17 protein-coding genes and 1 pseudogene are annotated in these 18,721 nt (G+C 43.0%); 14 read left to right on the top strand and 4 right to left on the bottom strand.

The annotated features are described in order from the left end of the window. Positions 1 to 16: 16 nt before the first annotated feature. The gene (tcyP, locus tag BSI_RS07995; protein WP_003239606.1) at positions 17 to 1,408 is read left to right on the top strand and encodes an L-cystine transporter TcyP; all 1,392 of its coding nucleotides are present in this window, start codon (positions 17 to 19) and stop codon (positions 1,406 to 1,408) included. A 267-nt stretch (positions 1,409 to 1,675) separates the two neighbouring features. Beyond that, positions 1,676 to 2,197 carry a streptothricin N-acetyltransferase SatA gene (gene satA / locus BSI_RS08000; protein ID WP_003239605.1) on the top strand — a complete coding sequence of 174 codons (522 nt, stop codon included), beginning with the start codon at positions 1,676 to 1,678 and terminating at the stop codon, positions 2,195 to 2,197. A gap of 159 nt (positions 2,198 to 2,356) precedes the next feature. Here satA and BSI_RS22165 read toward each other — a convergent pair. Continuing rightward, positions 2,357 to 2,529: pseudogene (locus BSI_RS22165) on the bottom strand (endopeptidase); the annotation flags it as partial. A gap of 251 nt (positions 2,530 to 2,780) precedes the next feature. Between BSI_RS22165 and BSI_RS08005 the strand changes: the two are divergent. Further along, entirely contained in the window at positions 2,781 to 3,569 is a 789-nt protein-coding gene (locus BSI_RS08005; protein ID WP_003239602.1) for a helix-turn-helix domain-containing protein, read from the top strand. A 502-nt stretch (positions 3,570 to 4,071) separates the two neighbouring features. Here the strand turns inward: BSI_RS08005 and BSI_RS08010 are convergent. Further along, positions 4,072 to 4,512, bottom strand: coding sequence for a hypothetical protein (locus tag BSI_RS08010; RefSeq protein WP_003239600.1), 441 nt, complete (start codon positions 4,510 to 4,512; stop codon positions 4,072 to 4,074). A 149-nt stretch (positions 4,513 to 4,661) separates the two neighbouring features. Here BSI_RS08010 and BSI_RS08015 point away from each other — a divergent pair, with 149 nt between their 5' ends. Together BSI_RS08015 and BSI_RS08020 are read left to right on the top strand one after the other, a co-directional pair. Further along, the gene (locus tag BSI_RS08015; protein WP_003239599.1) at positions 4,662 to 5,246 is read left to right on the top strand and encodes a YhcN/YlaJ family sporulation lipoprotein; all 585 of its coding nucleotides are present in this window, start codon (positions 4,662 to 4,664) and stop codon (positions 5,244 to 5,246) included. A gap of 119 nt (positions 5,247 to 5,365) precedes the next feature. After that, on the top strand, positions 5,366 to 6,334 hold the full coding sequence (locus tag BSI_RS08020) for a gluzincin family metallopeptidase (RefSeq protein WP_003239598.1): 969 nt from the start codon (positions 5,366 to 5,368) through the stop codon (positions 6,332 to 6,334). Here BSI_RS08020 and BSI_RS0121305 read toward each other — a convergent pair. Further along, positions 6,266 to 6,916 (bottom strand): spore coat protein, encoded by a 651-nt coding sequence (locus BSI_RS0121305; protein WP_019257883.1) that lies wholly within the window; start codon positions 6,914 to 6,916, stop codon positions 6,266 to 6,268. The genes BSI_RS08020 and BSI_RS0121305 overlap by 69 nt on opposite strands. Positions 6,917 to 7,066: 150 nt before the next feature. Between BSI_RS0121305 and yhcR the strand changes: the two genes are divergently transcribed. Further along, positions 7,067 to 10,651, top strand: a complete 3,585-nt coding sequence (gene yhcR / locus BSI_RS08025; protein ID WP_003239597.1) for a sortase-dependent nonspecific endonuclease YhcR — start codon at positions 7,067 to 7,069, stop codon at positions 10,649 to 10,651. After that, positions 10,648 to 11,244, top strand: a complete 597-nt coding sequence (srtD, locus tag BSI_RS08030; RefSeq protein WP_003239595.1) for a class D sortase, LPxTATN-specific — start codon at positions 10,648 to 10,650, stop codon at positions 11,242 to 11,244. The genes yhcR and srtD overlap by 4 nt, the downstream gene beginning before the upstream one ends. A gap of 30 nt (positions 11,245 to 11,274) precedes the next feature. Here srtD and BSI_RS08035 read toward each other — a convergent pair whose 3' ends face one another. Next, positions 11,275 to 12,183 carry an RluA family pseudouridine synthase gene (locus tag BSI_RS08035; RefSeq protein ID WP_003239594.1) on the bottom strand — a complete coding sequence of 303 codons (909 nt, stop codon included), beginning with the start codon at positions 12,181 to 12,183 and terminating at the stop codon, positions 11,275 to 11,277. A 110-nt stretch (positions 12,184 to 12,293) separates the two neighbouring features. Here BSI_RS08035 and BSI_RS08040 point away from each other — a divergent pair, with 110 nt between their 5' ends. From BSI_RS08040 to glpP, 7 genes are all read left to right on the top strand, one after another. Beyond that, positions 12,294 to 12,689 carry a YhcU family protein gene (locus tag BSI_RS08040; protein WP_003239593.1) on the top strand — a complete coding sequence of 132 codons (396 nt, stop codon included), beginning with the start codon at positions 12,294 to 12,296 and terminating at the stop codon, positions 12,687 to 12,689. Positions 12,690 to 12,826: 137 nt separating this feature from the next. Then, the gene (locus BSI_RS08045; protein WP_003239592.1) at positions 12,827 to 13,249 is read left to right on the top strand and encodes a CBS domain-containing protein; all 423 of its coding nucleotides are present in this window, start codon (positions 12,827 to 12,829) and stop codon (positions 13,247 to 13,249) included. Between the two features lie 121 nt (positions 13,250 to 13,370). Continuing rightward, positions 13,371 to 14,033: an HAD family hydrolase gene (locus BSI_RS08050; RefSeq protein WP_003239591.1), complete on the top strand. Its 663-nt coding sequence runs from the start codon at positions 13,371 to 13,373 to the stop codon at positions 14,031 to 14,033. Positions 14,034 to 14,048: 15 nt separating this feature from the next. Continuing rightward, a complete protein-coding gene (locus BSI_RS08055) occupies positions 14,049 to 15,590 on the top strand; it encodes a bifunctional GNAT family N-acetyltransferase/carbon-nitrogen hydrolase family protein (RefSeq protein WP_003239590.1) in 1,542 nt (513 codons plus the stop codon). 107 nt (positions 15,591 to 15,697) lie between these two features. Further along, entirely contained in the window at positions 15,698 to 16,612 is a 915-nt protein-coding gene (locus BSI_RS08060) for an AEC family transporter (protein ID WP_003239589.1), read from the top strand. Positions 16,613 to 16,756: 144 nt separating this feature from the next. Next, positions 16,757 to 18,109 (top strand): aspartate aminotransferase family protein, encoded by a 1,353-nt coding sequence (locus tag BSI_RS08065; protein WP_080030859.1) that lies wholly within the window; start codon positions 16,757 to 16,759, stop codon positions 18,107 to 18,109. Between the two features lie 30 nt (positions 18,110 to 18,139). Further along, positions 18,140 to 18,715: a glycerol uptake operon antiterminator GlpP gene (glpP, locus tag BSI_RS08070; RefSeq protein ID WP_003239587.1), complete on the top strand. Its 576-nt coding sequence runs from the start codon at positions 18,140 to 18,142 to the stop codon at positions 18,713 to 18,715. Positions 18,716 to 18,721: the final 6 nt, after the last annotated feature.

The following is an 18,721-nucleotide window of genomic DNA, read 5'->3' as shown; positions in this document are numbered from 1 at the left end:
GGAGAGTTTACCTGCTTTGGAGACTTTACTAGTCGTATTACATGTATTTATTTTATTTTTACTTATCTTAGGGCTTTTTGTGATGCAGAAAAAACATGTTTCCTTCTCTAAACGTGTATTTACTGCGCTGGGGCTGGGGATTGTATTCGGATTTGCGCTTCAGCTGATTTACGGCCCGACTTCAAATATAGTCATTCAAACAGCTGACTGGTTTAATATCGCCGGGGGCGGATATGTCAAATTGCTTCAAATGGTTGTCATGCCGCTCGTCTTTATTTCAATTCTCGGCGCATTTACAAAGCTGAAGCTGACAAAAAATCTCGGAAAAATCAGCGGTTTGATTATCGGGATTTTAGTTGCGACAACAGCTGTAGCGGCAGCTGTCGGCATTGCGTCCGCGCTTTCTTTTGACCTGCAGGCGATTCAGGTTGACCAAGGGGATACAGAGCTTTCACGTGGACAGGAGCTTCAGCAGAAATCAGAGGATATGACAGCGACAACGCTGCCGCAGCAGATTGTTGAACTGCTGCCGGGAAACCCGTTTTTAGATTTTACAGGAGCTAGACCGACTTCAACGATCGCTGTCGTTATTTTTGCAGCTTTCCTTGGAATGGCGTTCCTAGGCGTGAAACGTAAACAGCCGGAACAGGCAGAAACATTTAAAAAGCTGGTTGATGCCGTTTATGCCATTGTCATGCGCGTTGTCACCCTCATTTTGAGACTGACGCCTTACGGGGTGCTGGCCATTATGACAAAAACGATCGCGACGAGTGATATTGACAGCATTCTAAAACTGGGTATGTTTGTAATTGCTTCGTATGCCGCGTTAATTACAATGTTTATTATTCATTTGCTGCTGCTGACGCTCAGTGGCTTGAATCCGATTGTTTATTTGAAAAAAGCAGTGCCTGTACTTGTATTTGCATTTACATCACGGTCAAGCGCGGGTGCTTTACCGCTGAATATTAAAACACAGAGAAGCATGGGTGTGCCGGAAGGAATCGCAAACTTTGCCGGTTCGTTCGGTCTTTCGATCGGTCAAAATGGATGCGCGGGCATTTACCCTGCGATGCTGGCGATGATGATTGCCCCAACTATCGGCCAAAATCCGTTTGACCCGGTGTTCATCATCACAGTTATCGCAGTCGTTGCCATCAGCTCCTTCGGTGTTGCCGGAGTTGGCGGCGGAGCGACATTCGCGGCGCTTCTAGTTTTATCATCATTAAATATGCCTGTGGCGCTCGCCGGTTTACTAATCTCAATCGAACCGTTAATTGACATGGGGCGTACTGCTCTGAATGTCAGCGGGAGCATGACATCTGGTCTCATTACGAGTAAGATCACGAAGGAAATTGATCCAGGGGTATTCAATGATCAATCCAGAGTGGTTGAAGCAGAAGAAGCGTAACAACGTATAATCCGCCTAGGATTGATAGTTCATTTCAATAAAAGAACCCATGAACCCTGTAATATAAAGGTTTCATGGGTTCTTTTATTTATGATTTGCTTTTACTCCACTTACTAAAAGTTATTGGAAACAAAGGTTGATGGACGTCTTAAGTGCTGTTTTCACAAAGTTTGTTGTTTTAAGAGCGGTTATTGATTTATTTATCGAATAACATATAATGGAAGTTGAGAGTTCTTAATACAAGTTTTCGTTTGGAAGGAGATTGATATGATAATTAAAATGAATCAATTTAATATGAAAGATTTCAATAAACCAAACGAACCTTTCCTTGTTTCAGGTAGAATTATACCTACATTTGAAAACAATGTTTGGAAATATACAGAGGAACTATTTTCTGAACCTTATTTCAAGAAATATGAAGATGATGAAATTGATGTTAGTTATATTGAAGAAGAGGGGAAAGTTGTTTTTTTTTATTATGTTGAAAACAATTGCATTGGTCGGATTAAGATTCGTTCTAATTGGAATGGATATGCACTAATAGAGGACATTGCTGTTGCAAAAGAGTATAGAAAAAATGGTGTTGGAACAGCATTATTAAATAAAGCCATTGAATGGGCAAAGGAGAATAACTTTAGTGGTCTTATGCTTGAAACACAAGATATTAATGTTTCAGCTTGTCATTTTTATGCCAAAAACCACTTTGTAATAGGTGCAGTTGATACTATGCTTTATTCCAACTTTCCAACAGCGAATGAAATTGCGATTTTTTGGTACTGTAAATTTTAAGGTATAATGGCATCTCAACAATCTCAGAGATGGTAATTTAATGTTTCCGTCTTGTTGAAATAATGGGTGTGTTAGTAAATTGAAGGACCATCAACGGTGGTCTTTTTATAATGTCCTCAAGAATTCTACTGTGATTTTTTTGCACGCTGAAATAAGCAACTGTTCCACCTGTTTCTTTGTTGCCTCATGCTGTTCTTGTGCTGTTCTGGGAAGAGTAATTCCAGCTTTCTCAAAAGACCACTGAACAATCAAAATCCAGTTTTCGGATTTGAACCATCTCATGCATACGGTTGCCCTTCATACCTCAATGCTTCTTTCATGACTGTTACATAACAAGTTAAGGGGAATGGATAAAAAGTGGAAAAGAATGAATTGTTTATCTATACTAAAGAAGGAACAGGAATTAGATGTTTATTTTTGAAAACATTTACTCCTCTTTATTCTAGACATGGTCTGAACAGGCAAAAACACACTGTATAACATCGTTGCAACCGTAAGTTGACAAAGTGCATTTGCTGGAAGATAGAACAAGGATCGTTGTTTTCATACAATATAGTCATCAAAGCAAAGGAGTTTCTTAACTATGACATTTGGTGAAAAACTTTTTAAGTTGCGAAAAGAAAAAGGACTGTCTCAAGAAGCTTTAGCTGAAAAAGTAAACACGACAAGGCAGGCGATTAGCAAATGGGAAAATGGGCAAGGGTTTCCTGAAACCGAAAAGCTTTTAATGATTGGAAACATTTTTGAAGTATCAATTGATTATTTGTTAAAAGATTCTGTTGAGCCGCGTCGTGACAATAAAGAAGGATATTATGTTAGCAGAGAAATGGCAGGCGGCTTTTTATTGCATGAACGCAAAGTTTCCAAATATGTTTCTTTCGGACTTTGCCTGCTTATTTTATCTACTATCCCTTATTTGGTTTTTAAACAAGAACCAGCCATCTATACACTCCTTATCATGATCATAGCTGTACTCGGCATTGGGGCTATTGTGACAGGATTGATCTCGGTAGAAGATAAATACAAGGTGCTCAAGAAAGAGGCTCTGATTTTTGACCAAAATCATCATAAAGAGCTGACAGCGAGATATAATGATATGAAAAAAAGGTATGCTGCTATCATGGTCGCTGGTGTTTGTTCCATTGTAGCAGGCGGAATTCCTTTTTTTCTTGAAAGAAAACATATAGTCTCAGGTTTCAATGCCTACTATCCGGTTTGTGTTGTTTTGATCGCTATTGGTGTCTGCATTTTAATTCGCACCCTGCCGATAATTGAGGCTTATCAAATAATGGCGAAAAATGAAGAGTATATAAATAGGTTCGGTTTTAAGCTAAGTAAAAAAGTAAGAAAAAGAGTGGATGATTTCTCATAATAGATACTAACCAATTTGATTCAAGGAAATCATGATTAAAGAGCCTAAAAAGGTTCTTTTTTCATTCACCTGATATCTTTTAGACGAACTAAATCACTAGAAGTGGAAACATAAAAACACATATTGAAATGGGCTTCGGCTTGTTTGTTATTATATTGCTGACAGGATTTCTAACGCTCGAGTGAAAATTATATGTTGAGCGTTGAAGCAAGAAATAAAATTAGATTATTAATGAAACTCACTCGGGTTATATTCGCAGTAGCAGTGTTAACTAGTGTTCTGTCCTTTTCAACTTTGTGGGAACTAACAATGAATTGATAAAGATTGCTTCGGATAGAGTGGCGCATTAAAAAAATCCTTCAAGCGTTCTTCATTGAACGAAAGAAGGATTTTTTAATGCTCACCAATTCAAAACAGGCGGAAAAATGCAAAAAACTCCTGAAAAGCCAATAAAATTAACTACTTGAACCATTATGCAATCCGCCTGAGATTACACGTTTTTTTAACGGCCGGGTTCTAAGTCCTCAAGTATTCCCATCATGGTGTTGTCGTCCATCACATTCATTGCGCTTTGTTCAAAATGAATGGGTTCGGCATAATGCGGCTGTCTTTTTTTCGTTGCTGTCTCAGCTTGCCTAGTTTGAGTCTGGGTATGCTGGTGCTGTGTTTGCTGCTGTCCGGCATTCTGATGCTGACGGCCATTTTGCTGCTGGCTTTGATTTTGCGAACGTTCCTGGTTATTGCCGCCGCCAAAAACTTGTTTGACCATATTACCTACATTAGAAGCATCAAACATCTTATTTTCAGAATTCTGTCTGTTCATTTGACCTGTAATAAATCCGCCGACTCTTTGGCGAATCTGAGGTGATAAAGCAGCAATAAGCATAGTTGACCCTATAATCAATGTTGCGGGGCTGATTCCTTTTCGCTGGTTGAACAACATGATCCCTCCTTCTTAGTGTATTCATATTTTCCCCCTCATTAGACAAATTAACCGTTTTATTTCCCGGGAAAGCATTTCCTTCAGATTTACATGCATATTTAAAGCCAATTAGAAAAACCTATAAGTAAAGTGATAAAGGAGGAATTCACATGCTTGGAAAAAAACAAGTCCTTGCGTCTATGCTTCTTATCCCTTTGCTTATGACTGGCTGCGGAATGGCCAACCAGGGTGAGGGCAGACGTGATAATTTAGAACCAGAAAATGTTAACTATCGCAATCCGGTGAACGATAATGGCACAAGAAATATTAACGATGTCAATAATAATCGTGACAATGTCGATAATAATGTAACTGACAATGTCAACAATAACGATAACAACAATAATAACGGTAATAACAACCGTAAATTAGATGTTGCTGACGACGCTGCCGATAAAATCACTGATATGAAAGAAGTAAAACATGCAAATGTAATTGTTGCCGGAAATCAAGCATATGTTGCAGTTGTATTAACAAATGGAAATAAAGAAGTTGGAAAAGACCTCAAAAAGAAGATTTCAGATAAAGTGAGAGACACTGATAAAAACATGGATAATGTTTATGTTTCTGCAAATCCGGACTTTGTAGACCGAATGCAGGGCTATGGCGAGCGGATACAAAATGGCGATCCAATTGCAGGATTCTTTGATGAATTCAGTGAAACTGTACAGCGTATATTCCCGCAAGCTGAATAAATGAAAAAAGCCGCATAATTTGTGCGGCTTTTTCTTTGCGTTAATGACACACCGCGAACTCAGGCTGCATAGAGTAAAAATAAAAGGTACAAGACGGACCGGCTCAGGGAGGGAGACGTTTGCGGGATGGCATAGGAAAGCGTGCGGCATCCGCTCTATTCCTGTGCGGAGTCCTTGTGATGCTGGCTGTAAGTTCAGCCATCGTATCAAGCACGATGTATATACTGTCTTTGCCAGGGCAGGCATCTGGTATAACAAAAGAACAAGTGACGAAGCACATGAAGAAAGAGTCATTCAAACAGGCCGATATTTATTACACTTCTAAGGAAAAGTCCTTACTGCCATTGACGAAAGAAACGCTTGAATATGCGGTCAGTATTAATCAGATTATGATTGGATATTCGAATCAAAAGCCTATTGATATTATTTTTTTTCATAATGAAAAACAGATGGAGGCTTACTCCGGTTTAATGGATGTAGTCGGTTTTTATTCTGAGCAGGAGCAGCTGATCGGATTGTTGCCTGAAGAGAAAAAGAAGCTTTTAGAAGGTGACGAGGTAGCGGTTTATTTGTACCAGAGATTGTTGATTCATGAATACACGCACCATGCGTTTCACCAGAAATTGAAGGAGCTTGAGGCTGACCCCGATAAGTTTCCGTTATGGTTTCATGAAGGGTTAAGCGAGTGGATCGCGAACTATGAATTGCTCATAGATCCGATCTCGTTTTCTGTTGTGCCCTTTGACCGTTTGCAGACAGATCAAGATTGGCAGGAAGCCCGAGCTGAATATGAAACTGATGTCTATTTGCAAAGCTTTTATATGATCAATGAGCTGACGGACAAATACGGGAAAGACATTATTTCAGAAATGATAAAGGAAACGGCAAAAAAAGGGGACTTTAAGAAAGGATTTAAATCGGCAACAAAGGAAAGTCTTGATCAATTTGAAAAAGAATTTAAGAAAACATTTGAAGAAAACAGTGCGGCATTGGATAGTAGCTATCCAATGCCTTTGTTATTAATGAAGTCCTTGCTGGCCCATTCCGCCTTGCGTTGGAGGCATTTGTCCTTGTGCAGGAGCAAATGAATTTCTCATTTGTTCCATATCCTGCGCATCAAGCTGAGGAACTTGGTAATAGCCGTGTTTGTTTTGGTATAGGAAAATTTCAAAAGCCATTTCAACATACTCCTGAATTTGCGCTGACAGTACGCGTCTTACGGCTGGGTTTGTCATTTCCAGTGAAGCCATTGTCAGCATAGAAGCCTGTGCTTTAATCGCGCAAAGCATTTGTCGGCTGATGATGCTGTCATCAATATCATTCATGGATTGAACCGGTTTTTTAGGCTGTGACGGCTGCATGCCGTAAACAGTCTGATTGTCTTCCTTCATCATATAAGTTGCTGTTTTTTGTGAAGGTTCGTTTCCTGTTTTAAAGCATTCTGCAGTTAAGTTATATTGAGACGTAATGAATTGATATTGACGATCAAGGATGTTTAATAATTCCTGATCCTTACAAAATTGTCTCAGCATCATAAACTGATCAAGCACAGTAAGGGTTCCGGAAAGCACCTCGTGCATATCAAACATTTCATGTCCGCCGTGGTTTTTATGCGGCTTGCCAGGGATACCTTTATTCATTTGGGATTGCTGCTGATTTAACTGATCCAAACCCAATTCCTCCTTTTTTTCAGATCAGCTGTATTTTGTGTCAGTCTGCCGCGTTTTATGCAGAAGCCTGAAAGGAATTAAATGCTGGCTGTCGAAATGATAAGCAGACAAAGTCGTTGTCATATTGTGTATATTAAGGGAGGAAAAATGATGAGGCGTATTCTGCATATTGTGTTAATCACGACATTGGTGTTCTTGAATGTGATGTACACTTGCGAAGCAGTAAAGGCAGCTGAGCAGCAACAGCCGATATCGGTTGATCAAGCGATACAACAAAAAGAAGGACAGGCTCTTGTCGAAGGATACGCTGTCGGCCAGGCTGTTTCCCCGCAGCATTATAAGCTGGCAAGCCCTTTTTCAAATAATTATAATGTTGCGCTGGCAGACAGCGAAAATGAGACATCGCCCGATCACATCCTTCCTGTGCAAATCCCCTCCGCCTTCAGAAGCCAATTTGGGCTGCAAACCAATCCGCTTCTTCTTGGAAAAAAGATAACGGTTCAAGGACAGCTTGAAGATTACTTTAGCACAACAGGGCTTAAGAACGTCCAGTCGATGGACTTAACTGATGACACGAAAACTCCGCCGGCTGAACAGCCAGTGTCGATAAATGAAGCGCGGGGACGGCTGAATGAAGAAGTAACGATAAAAGGGATCGTCACTGCTGATCAAAGCGCGGTCGGAGGCGGGAAGCTGTCGACCTTTATGCAGGATGAAACCGGAGGCATTAACATTTATTCGTCTGCCCCTGAACAATTTCCTGAATTAAAAGAAGGCATGGACATCACGGTGACAGGGAAAATAGCGACATACCAAGGGCTTACAGAAATTGTTCCTAACTCATCAGGCATCAAAATCAACCAGTCAAATCAATCTCTCCCCGTTCCTAAACATTCAACAATCAATGAACTGGTTAACAGCAGTCTCGGTGATCAGCTTGAAGGCCGTCTTGTGGCACTAAAAGCATATGTTTCCTCAATTCCAAATTCACCTGCCGGAGGCGGTTACAATGTAACGGTGATTGATGAAGATCACCAAGCTATGATGCTCCGGGTTATGAATGAAACAGGGATAATAGACGGACTTAATGAGGGCAAATGGTATGAATTTACCGGTATATTAAGCAGATACCAATCCTTTCAGCTGCTTCCGCGAAAATCATCTGACCTGAAGCTGCTTGAAGAACAGCCCGCACCTCCGTCTTCGGAGGGTGAATATGAAGGTATTGTTGATCGCGTTGTTGACGGTGATACCATTCATCTCAAATCTCCGGTACTTGGAACGACAAAAATCCGGTTCGTAAATGTAGATACACCTGAAACGTATCACACACCAAAAAATGAAGCAGACGAAAATCAATTAAGATTTGGCAAAAAAGCATCTGACTATCTAAAAACGGTTCTGTCCCCAGGAGATAAGATTACTGTCAAGGTCGGAAGTGAAGCCAAAGACAGCTATGGCAGACTTCTCGGGCAGGTCATAACCGAATCGGGTTCAAACGTGAACTTAGAGCTTGTGAAAAATGGCTATGCTCCGACGTATTTTATTTGGCCGGTTGACAATGAAGAGGATTATCAGCAGTTTCAGGCTGCCGCAGCCGCTGCGAAAAAAGAGCAAAAAGGCATTTGGAATGAAGCAGATCCGCTCATGGAAATGCCGTTTGAGTTTAGGGCCAGAGAGCAGGGGAAAGGCCTGACAAGATATGTGGGAGATTCGTCAAATAAAACGTATGTGCAGCCGGCTGACTGGAAGCAGATAGCTGTGGAAAACAGAATTTTCTTCGCCTCAGCAAGTGAAGCGGAAAACGCGGGATATCAAAAGAGGCAAACGGCACCCAAAGAAAATGTGCCGCTAAGAATTCTAAGCATGAATGATTTGCATGGCAAGATCGATCAGCAATATGAGCTTGATCTTGATGGAGACGGAACTGCAGACGGCACATTTGGACGCATGGACTATGCCGCCGCATATTTGAAGGAAAAAAAGGCCGAAAAGAAAAACACGATGATTGTGCATGCAGGAGATATGATCGGAGGAAGTTCTCCAGTTTCATCTCTTCTTCAAGATGAACCGACTGTAGAACTGATGGAGGACATCGGATTTGATGTTGGAACTGTCGGTAATCACGAGTTCGATGAAGGTACAGATGAACTGCTAAGGATCTTAAATGGCGGAGATCATCCGAAAGGCACAAGCGGATATGATGGACAGAACTTTCCCCTTGTATGCGCCAATTGTAAAATGAAATCTACCGGAGAGCCCTTTTTACCGGCATATGACATCATAAATGTGGAGGGCATCCCCGTTGCTTTTATCGGGGTTGTCACACAGTCGGCAGCGGGCATGGTCATGCCTGACGGAATCAAAAACATCGAGTTTACAGATGAAGTGACAGCGGTAAATGAGGCGGCCGAAGAGCTGAAGAAAAAAGGCGTAAAGGCCATCGCAGTTCTCGCGCATATGTCAGCCGAGCAAAATGGCACATCCATTACCGGGGAATCTGCTGATCTTGCAAACAAAACAGATTCTGAAATCGACGTAATTTTTGCAGCACATAATCATAAGGTTGTTAACGGTGAAGTGAACGGGAAACTGATTGTTCAGGCGTTTGAATATGGAAAAGCGATAGGTGTTGTTGATGTAGAGATCGATAAAACAACAAAAGACATTGTCAAAAAGTCGGCAGAAATCGAATATGTCGATCAAAGCAAAATAGAACCGGATGCCAGCGCGTCAGCCATTTTAAAGAAATACCAAACACTTGCTGAACCGATTATCAGCGAGGTTGTCGGTGAAGCGGCTGTTGATATGGAAGGCGGGTATTCGAATGACGGCGATACCCCTCTTGGAAACCTGATTGCGGATGGCATGAGAGCGTCCATGAAAACGGATTTTGCCCTTATGAATGGCGGCGGAATACGGGAAGCGCTGAAGAAGGGTCCCATTACGTGGGGAGATCTTTACAATATCCAGCCGTTCGGAAATGTGTTAACGAAGCTTGAGATTAAAGGTAAAGATTTAAGAGAGATTATCAATGCGCAAATCTCGCCGGTTTTTGGGCCTGACTACAGCATAAGCGGGTTTACGTATACGTGGGATAAAGAATCCGGAAAAGCTGTCGAGCTGAAAATGGCAGATGGCACCGAGATTCAGCCCGATGCCACATACACACTGACCGTCAACAATTTTATGGCGACGGCGACAGGAACCAAATATCAGCCAATCGGATTGCTTGGGAAAAATCCAGTGACAGGGCCTGAGGATTTGGAAGCGACAGTCGAGTACGTGAAGAGTTTTGATAAGCCTATTGCATATACAAAAGAGGGCAGAATTAAGCTTGCTGAAGCCAGTGACATTGAAGACCCTGTAACAGAAGACCCAGTTACGGAAGAACCGGGAGACGGCCCGGGGACAGAGCAGCCGATTAAAGAGGATCCAGAGCCTGTAGAAGATCAGACTGATATAAAAGAGACTCCGGGTACTGTGCCGGTTCATCAACTGACGCCTTCAAACATTTTGAGATTAGGTGAATTACCGAGCGATGAAAAAAATGCTGACACTGCCGACAAGATCAGCACATTGCCTTTACAAAATGAGACTGCGGAAAGCGGGTCTGATCATCAGCTTCCGGATACATCAGCGGGCTACTATAACATTATGGTGATCGGTGCGGCGGTGACACTGTCCGGAACTTATCTATATGTCAGAAGAAAAAGGAGTGCCTCCAGAACGTGAAAAAAGTTATTCCACTTGTCATCATTGCGGCCGGTCTAGTGATCGCAGGCTATGGGGGCCTTAAATTAATCGACACGAATATGAAGACCGAACAGACATTAAAAGAAGCAAAACTGGCGGCTGAAAAGCCCCAGGAAGCTTCGGACACGAAAAAAAGTGCAGATCAAGCAAAGAATAAAGCATCATTTAAGCCTGAGACCGGCCAAGCGAGCGGCATTTTGGAAATACCGAAAATCAGCGCAGAGCTTCCGATCGTGGAGGGCACCGATGCAGATGATTTAGAAAAAGGTGTCGGGCATTATAAGGACAGCTATTATCCTGATGAAAACGGGCAAATTGTGCTGTCGGGACATCGGGATACCGTGTTTCGCCGGACGGGAGAGCTGGAAAAAGGGGACCGGCTTCGTATTCTCCTGTCATATGGAGATTTCACATATGAAATTGTAAAAACAAAAATTGTCGATAAGGATGACAAATCCATTATTACACTCCAGCATGAAAAGGAAGAACTCATTCTAACGACCTGCTATCCGTTTTCATACATCGGCAATGCCCCGAAGCGCTATATTATATACGGAAAACGAGTCACTTAAAAAGCCGCAGGCTATTCCTGCGGCTTTTCTTCATGAAAAATATGTGTGGCAAAGGCTTTCTATATCAACTGGGAAAGGCGCTTCGGCAACAATTAGCTCGCCGGTTATCGGATGAACCGCTTGTACCTTTTTGGCGTGCAGCGCCTGCCTGTTTAGCAGTTTGCTCCCGCCTCCGTAAAGCAAGTCTCCTGTCAGCGGATGGCCGATGCTCGCCATATGAACACGAATTTGATGTGTTCTGCCTGTTTCCAGCTCTAATTCAATGAGTGACAGCCGCTCTTTCGCATTGCTGGCAATCAACTTGAAATGAGTGACAGCTGCTTGCCCGCCTGGTGAAACCCGGCGTCTTGTCGGGTGTGATCGGTCTCTGCCGATGGGTGAATCAATTGTCCCTTTTTTCGTCTTTAGCTTTCCTTCAGCGATGGCGGTATACGTACGCTTCAGCGTCTTTTTCTCTAACTGCTGATCTAAGATGGCATGTGCCAAACGATGCTTGGCAAAAACGACTGCACCGGATGTATCCTGATCAAGGCGATGAACATGGCGCACCTTGCATGCTTCGCCATTCACCTGATAATGGTATGCGATCAAATTAGCCAGTGTTCCGGTTTGGCCCTCCTCATTGGGATGTGTCGCTATGCCAGCAGGTTTATTGACGATAAGCATGTGATTGTCTTCAAATAAAATATCAAGCTCTCCATACTCCGGAATGACGGAGGATTCTTCACTTTCCTGAAGATCAATGAACACGCGGTCACCTTTTTTAACGATGACGTTGTTTGTGACTGATTCATGATTGACCTTTATCTGGTGATGCGACACCCAGTCTTGAATCACGGGTTTAGAGGCTTTGAGCGATGTTTTCAGTACAGAAAACATCCATTGGCCATCTTGTTTGTCATTGATGAGGAGCTCAAGCCCTCTGCCTTTTTGTTTCATGTCAAATGGCTCCTTTTCGAAGCGGAAGGCCGCTGTTTCTCATAGGAAACACTTACCTTAGCTTTCGTGTTTTTTTCTGTGCTATTCTTGATTAAGACTTAGGATATTCGATGGCAAGAAAGGTGATTGACGTGAGAATTATGAACGCAGCAACTGCAGAACAGGAGAGCTTTATCAAGGAGCTGTCAATGGAGCTATTCCATGATGTATTTCCTCTTTATTTCTCCGAACTGGATATTCAGCGCTTTAAAAAGAAAGGCGTTCTGTCTTTAAATAACCATTATTACCAAGGAACATTAAAAGAAGCGTTTCAAATTATGGCTTGTCTGCAAATGATACATATTATCCTGACAAAGCCTTCGCCGCACTTTGATGTGAGTGATCAGGCGATTTTTGAGAAAAACAGCAAGATGCTGAATGATTTCGGGATTTATTTTCCGTTTGCTTTTTCTGACTTTCAAACGAAAACAAACAAAGCCTTTTTCGGTCACAGAAGGCTGATATAATCTTGCAGCAAGAGCTTTTCCATTTTCAGAAAAGCTCTTTTTTGCATCAGAGAAATCATATCATAAAACCTTTCCTCTAACTCCCTTTTTAATCGGCACGTGTCTGAACATACTAATGATTGAAAGGGGTGCTGACAATGAGTTCAGTAAAAGATACAATGACAACGCAGGTGGCAACCGTTTCACCGAATCAAACGATTCAGGAAGCGGCTTCTCTCATGAAACAGCATAACGTCGGGGTGATTCCCGTTGTAGAGCAAGGTGCGTTAAAAGGAATGCTGACTGACCGTGACATTGCATTAAGAACTACAGCTCAGGGCCGAGATGGCCAGACACCCGTTTCAGAAGTGATGTCAACAGACCTCGTATCAGGAAATCCTAATATGAGTCTGGAAGACGCGTCGCAGCTGATGGCCCAGCACCAAATCCGCCGCCTTCCTATTGTAGATCAAAACAATCTAGTCGGGATCGTTGCGCTTGGAGACCTGGCAGTCAATCAGATGTCGAACGAGTCTGCTGGAGAAGCACTGACAAACATTTCTCATCAAAACATTCATTAATAAGAAAGAGCTTGCGATGTGCAGGCTCTTTCTTCACATAACCTCTTCCTTTTTGAAAGCAGACACGTTTAGGGGTATAGTTATACATATGTCTCAATTCGGACTAAAGGAGTTGTACGCAGTGATTAAAGCGTTAATTTTTGATTTTGACGGACTTATTCTAGATACAGAAACACATGAATATGAAGTCCTTCAGGGAATATTTGAGGAACACGGCTCTGTCCTGCCGCTATCCGTCTGGGGAAAGGTGATCGGAACAGCCGCGGGATTTCGGCCCTTTGAATATTTAGAAGAGCAGATCGGCAAAAAGCTGAACCATGAAGAGCTGACAACATTGCGAAGAGAATGGTTTGCGAAACGCATGGAAACAGAAAAAGCAAGACCGGGTGTCGAGGCGTATCTGAATGCGGCAAAGGATTTAGGCTTAAAAGTAGGCCTTGCCTCCAGCTCTGATTATAAATGGGTATCGGGCCATTTGAAGCAAATCGGCCTGTTTGATGATTTTGAGGTCATTCAAACGGCGGATGATGTGGAAGAGGTAAAGCCGAATCCTGAACTATATTTATTGGCGGCAAAGAATCTTGGCGTATCGCCATCTGAATGTCTGGCGTTTGAGGATTCTGTCAACGGTTCGATTGCTGCGAAAAGAGCGGGGATGAAGTGTGTTATCGTCCCGAATAAAGTAACAAGCACCTTGATGTTTGAAGATTATGATCACAGGCTTGAATCAATGGCGGAGATGGAGCTCGCCCTATTGCTTGATCATCTGAACACACAACACTAGAAAGGAGCGAGTAGTTTGTCTGAGAAATTAGATTTGACCCGTTTTGAAAAGAAAATGGTCATTCGCAATATCGAAGAGAAAGACATTGACAAGATTATCGATCTTCAAAAGGATTGCTTTCCGGGAATGGAGCCTTGGAAGCGGGAGCATTTAATCAGCCATCTGGAACATTTTCCTGAAGGGCAGTTTTGTGCAGAATTCGAAGGTGAAATTATCGGTTCGTGCTCAAGTCTCCTGATTAATTTTGATGAATATGATGATCGCCATACATGGCAGGACATTACAGATGACGGCTATATCACCAACCATAATCCCGACGGTTTGAACATGTACGGAATTGAGGTCATGGTGCATCCGAAATACAGACGAATGAAAATCGGCCACCGTTTGTACGAGGCTAGAAAGGACTTAGCCAGACGCTTAAATCTAAAAAGCATCATCATAGGCGGACGGATTCCGAACTATCACAAATATGCAGATGAAATGACAGCGAGAGAGTATGTTGAACAGGTGACACGCCACCAAATTTACGATCCGGTGCTTTCTTTCCAGCTGATGAACGGCTTTACCCTTATGCGGATTAACCCGAATTATCTCCCGGATGATACAGCTTCGATCAAGTATGCGACGCTGATGGAATGGAACAATGTCGATTATCTTCCGCAGCAGACAAAACGCTATTATAAATCAGCGTTCCCTGTGAGAATTTGTGTGATCCAATACGAAATGAAGAAAATTTATTCCTTTGAGGAATTTGCGAATCAAGTAGAATACTATGTCGATGTCGCTTCCGACGCGAGATCTGATTTTGCGGTGTTCCCGGAAATTTTCACAACCCAGCTGATGTCTTTTCTTGAGGAACGGTCACCGAGCTTGGCGGTACAAAGAATTACCGAGTATACAGAAGATTACATCAGCCTTTTTACTGATTTGGCCGTGAAGTACAACGTCAACATTATCGGCGGGTCTCATTTCGTCGAAGAGGAAGGCAAGATCTATAATATCGCTTATCTGTTCAGACGGGACGGAACGATCGAGAAGCAATATAAACTCCATATTACGCCGAATGAACGCAAATGGTGGGGAATCAGCGCCGGAGACCAGGTTCGCGTGTTTGATACGGACTGCGGAAAAATCGCGATTCAAATCTGTTACGATATTGAGTTTCCTGAGCTCGCCCGGATTGCGGCGGATAAAGGCGCAAAAATCATTTTTACGCCATTTTGTACAGAAGACCGCCAAGGCTATTTGCGTGTCAGATACTGTTCGCAGGCAAGAGCGGTTGAAAATCAAATTTATACGGTCATCTCCGGAACGGTTGGAAACCTTCCGCAAACGGAAAATATGGATATTCAATACGCTCAGTCAGGCATCTTTGCACCATCTGATTTTGAATTCGCCAGAGACGGCATTGTCGGTGAAACAAATCCGAATATCGAAATGGTCGTCATCGGCGATGTTGACCTGGAAATTCTCAGAAGACAGCGCCAAAACGGTACAGTGCGCCAGCTAAAAGACAGACGGCGTGATATCTATCATATTCAGTATAAAAAATAATCCCAAAACCCGCCTATTGGCGGGTTTTTTATTAAAAGCGGAATTGAAACGCTTACGCGCTTTCTTTAAAATAAAAGTAAATTGTATATCAGAAAAGAAGGTGCCTTATGGAGTTTCTGCTTGTTTTAGTTCCTGTTTTCGGAATTTTCGCAATTGGTTATATCGGACAGAAAACACTCGGCTTTGATATTCAAACACTGTCCAAAATGTCCTTATACTTAATGTCTCCTTTTCTGGCGTTTGATACGTTTTATACGAACAAGCTGACGATGGATTATGTCTATCTTTCTATATTTGTGCTGGGGCTTTGCTTGGTTCTTGTTCTATTTGTCTACTTTTTATCTTTTTTTCATAAGTACCCGAATCAAGATCGCTGTGCCATGATTCTGTCATCTGCTTTTATGAATAACGGCAATTACGGAACGCCTGTTGTCCTGCTGGTGTTTGGGACAGCCGGTCTGGACACGGCCGTTGTGTTAATGGTGCTACAGCAGTTAATCATGAGTACGATCGGCATGTATTATGCAGCAAAAGGAGGTTCGGAGGAAGGCGGATTTAAAACGGTCATGACCCGGGTTATCCGTATGCCTGTTGCGTACGGGGCACTTTTAGGCGCAATACTTCAGCTTATGCATATTTCAATCCCAAAAGAGTTAATGACGGGAATTGAGCTGGTCGGAAATGCGGCAATTCCTACGATTATGATCATTCTGGGCATGCAGCTTGCACTGATTTCTTTCAAGAATATTGAATACAGAAAAATTTCTTATTCATTGCTTTTGAAGCTGATGGTATCGCCGGTGATTGCACTAGGCTTTACATTGATATTGCCTGTGGATGACATGACAAAACAAATCATGATTCTCGTCGCCGCTATGCCGACTGCTGCCAATACGACTTTAATGGCTGTCCAGTTTAATACAAGGCCGGAAGTCGTTTCGAGCGCTACCTTTATCAGCACGATGCTGAGTATTGTCACCTTGCCTGTTCTGCTTTGGATGCTGCATCCTCTTTCTTCTTGAGAAAGAGGAAGTTTTATTATTTCCGCGGTTTATTGACTCCAACCCCGTCTGGCTTTATATTGAAGGCAGGGAAATCATCACCTAGACATCACATAAGAGAAGGTCTGTTTTAATTGAATTGGCGCTTTAGTGAACGCTAAAGAAATGGAGATGATGGGGATGGAAAACATTCAGCAAAATCAGGGATTAAAGCAAAAAGATGAGCAATTTGTGTGGCATGCCATGAAGGGAGCGCATCAAGCGGACAGCCTGATTGCCCAAAAGGCTGAAGGGGCCTGGGTGACTGACATAGACGGACGCCGCTATTTGGATGCGATGTCCGGTTTATGGTGTGTTAATATTGGTTACGGCAGGAAGGAGCTTGCAGAGGCTGCCTATGAGCAATTAAAGGAGCTGCCTTATTACCCGTTAACGCAAAGCCACGCACCGGCAATTCAGCTGGCAGAAAAGCTGAATGAATGGCTTGGCGGCGATTATGTGATCTTTTTTTCCAACAGCGGATCGGAAGCTAACGAAACTGCTTTTAAGATTGCCCGCCAGTACCATCTGCAAAACGGTGACCATAGCCGTTATAAATTCATCTCAAGATATCGGGCATATCACGGCAACACATTGGGAGCGCTCTCAGCAACCGGACAGGCGCAGCGGAAATATAAATATGAGCCTTTAAGCCAGGGATTTCTGCATGCAGCCCCGCCAGATGTATACCGGAATCCTGAGGATGCTGATACGCTTGAAAGCGCAAATGAAATTGACCGCATCATGACATGGGAATTAAGCGAAACAATTGCCGGGGTCATCATGGAGCCTATCATTACAGGCGGAGGCATCTTAATGCCGCCGGACGGATATATGAAGAAGGTGGAGGACATTTGCCGCCGCCACGGAGCTCTTTTGATTTGCGATGAAGTCATCTGCGGGTTTGGACGGACAGGCGAGCCGTTCGGATTTATGCATTACGGCGTGAAGCCGGATATTATTACGATGGCAAAGGGAATCACGAGTGCGTATCTGCCGTTGTCAGCGACTGCTGTGAAACGGGATATTTTCGAAGCGTATCAGGGTGAAGCGCCTTATGACCGTTTTCGCCACGTGAACACATTCGGCGGAAGCCCAGCTGCCTGTGCATTGGCGTTGAAAAACCTGCAAATTATGGAGGACGAACAGCTGATTCAGCGATCCCGCGACCTTGGAGCAAAGCTTTTAGGTGAGCTTCAGGCCTTAAGAGAACACCCGGCAGTCGGAGATGTTAGAGGAAAAGGGCTGCTGATCGGAATCGAGCTCGTCAAAGATAAATTGACAAAAGAGCCGGCTGATGCCGACAAAGTAAACCAAGTGGTTTCGGCGTGCAAAGAAAAAGGGCTGATCATCGGCAAAAACGGCGATACAGTCGCCGGCTACAACAACGTCATCCAGCTTGCGCCGCCATTTTGCCTGACAGAAGAGGACCTTTCCTTTATCGTGAAAACGGTGAAAGATAGCTTTCAGACGATTTAATATAAAAGTGATTTGTTAAAGGAGCACACGATGAGTTTTCACAATCAGCCTATTTTACCGGCTATTCGAAATATGAAGCAATTTGATGAGTTTTTGAACAGTTCATTTTCCTACGGCGTTATTCTTGATATTCATCTCGGCCAGCTGAAGGGTGTGATCAGAGAGGCGCAAAAGCACGGAAAGAACATGATGGTGCACGTCGATCTCATCCAAGGGATCAAGCACGATGAATACGGAGCTGAGTTTATTTGCCAGGACATCAAGCCCGCTGGGATTATTTCAACAAGATCGAACGTGATTGCCAAAGCGAAGCAGAAGAAAATTTATGCGATCCAGCGCCTGTTTCTGCTCGATACAAGTGCGATGGAGAAAAGCATGGAGTTTGTCGGCAAGCATAAGCCTGACTTCATTGAAGTGCTGCCCGGCATCGTCCCGTCACTCATTCGAGAAATAAAAGAGAAAACAGGGATTCCTATCTTTGCTGGCGGTTTCATCCGTACGGAAGAGGATGTAGAACAGGCCTTGAAAGCGGGAGCTGTTGCTGTCACTACATCTAATACCAAATTATGGAAGAAATATGAAAACTTTTTGACAGAAAGTGATTGACACCGC

Source organism: Bacillus inaquosorum KCTC 13429, from assembly GCF_000332645.1.
GTDB classification, from domain to species: Bacteria; Bacillota; Bacilli; order Bacillales; family Bacillaceae; genus Bacillus; species Bacillus inaquosorum.
Note: the sequence above shows the minus strand (reverse complement) of the source record. Positions and strands in the feature narration are given on the sequence as shown.

What these genes read in the sequence shown, in the direction of transcription:
- satA (WP_003239605.1), top strand. Translation starts at nt 1,676, where the DNA reads ATGATAATTAAAATGAATCAATTTAATATGAAAGATTTCAATAAACCA.
- BSI_RS08005 (WP_003239602.1), top strand. Translation starts at nt 2,781, where the DNA reads ATGACATTTGGTGAAAAACTTTTTAAGTTGCGAAAAGAAAAAGGACTG.
- BSI_RS08010 (WP_003239600.1), bottom strand. Translation starts at nt 4,512, where the DNA reads ATGTTGTTCAACCAGCGAAAAGGAATCAGCCCCGCAACATTGATTATA.
- BSI_RS08015 (WP_003239599.1), top strand. Translation starts at nt 4,662, where the DNA reads ATGCTTGGAAAAAAACAAGTCCTTGCGTCTATGCTTCTTATCCCTTTG.
- yhcR (WP_003239597.1), top strand. Translation starts at nt 7,067, where the DNA reads ATGAGGCGTATTCTGCATATTGTGTTAATCACGACATTGGTGTTCTTG.
- BSI_RS08035 (WP_003239594.1), bottom strand. Translation starts at nt 12,183, where the DNA reads ATGAAACAAAAAGGCAGAGGGCTTGAGCTCCTCATCAATGACAAACAA.
- BSI_RS08040 (WP_003239593.1), top strand. Translation starts at nt 12,294, where the DNA reads ATGGCAAGAAAGGTGATTGACGTGAGAATTATGAACGCAGCAACTGCA.
- BSI_RS08045 (WP_003239592.1), top strand. Translation starts at nt 12,827, where the DNA reads ATGAGTTCAGTAAAAGATACAATGACAACGCAGGTGGCAACCGTTTCA.
- BSI_RS08060 (WP_003239589.1), top strand. Translation starts at nt 15,698, where the DNA reads ATGGAGTTTCTGCTTGTTTTAGTTCCTGTTTTCGGAATTTTCGCAATT.
- BSI_RS08065 (WP_080030859.1), top strand. Translation starts at nt 16,757, where the DNA reads ATGGAGATGATGGGGATGGAAAACATTCAGCAAAATCAGGGATTAAAG.
- glpP (WP_003239587.1), top strand. Translation starts at nt 18,140, where the DNA reads ATGAGTTTTCACAATCAGCCTATTTTACCGGCTATTCGAAATATGAAG.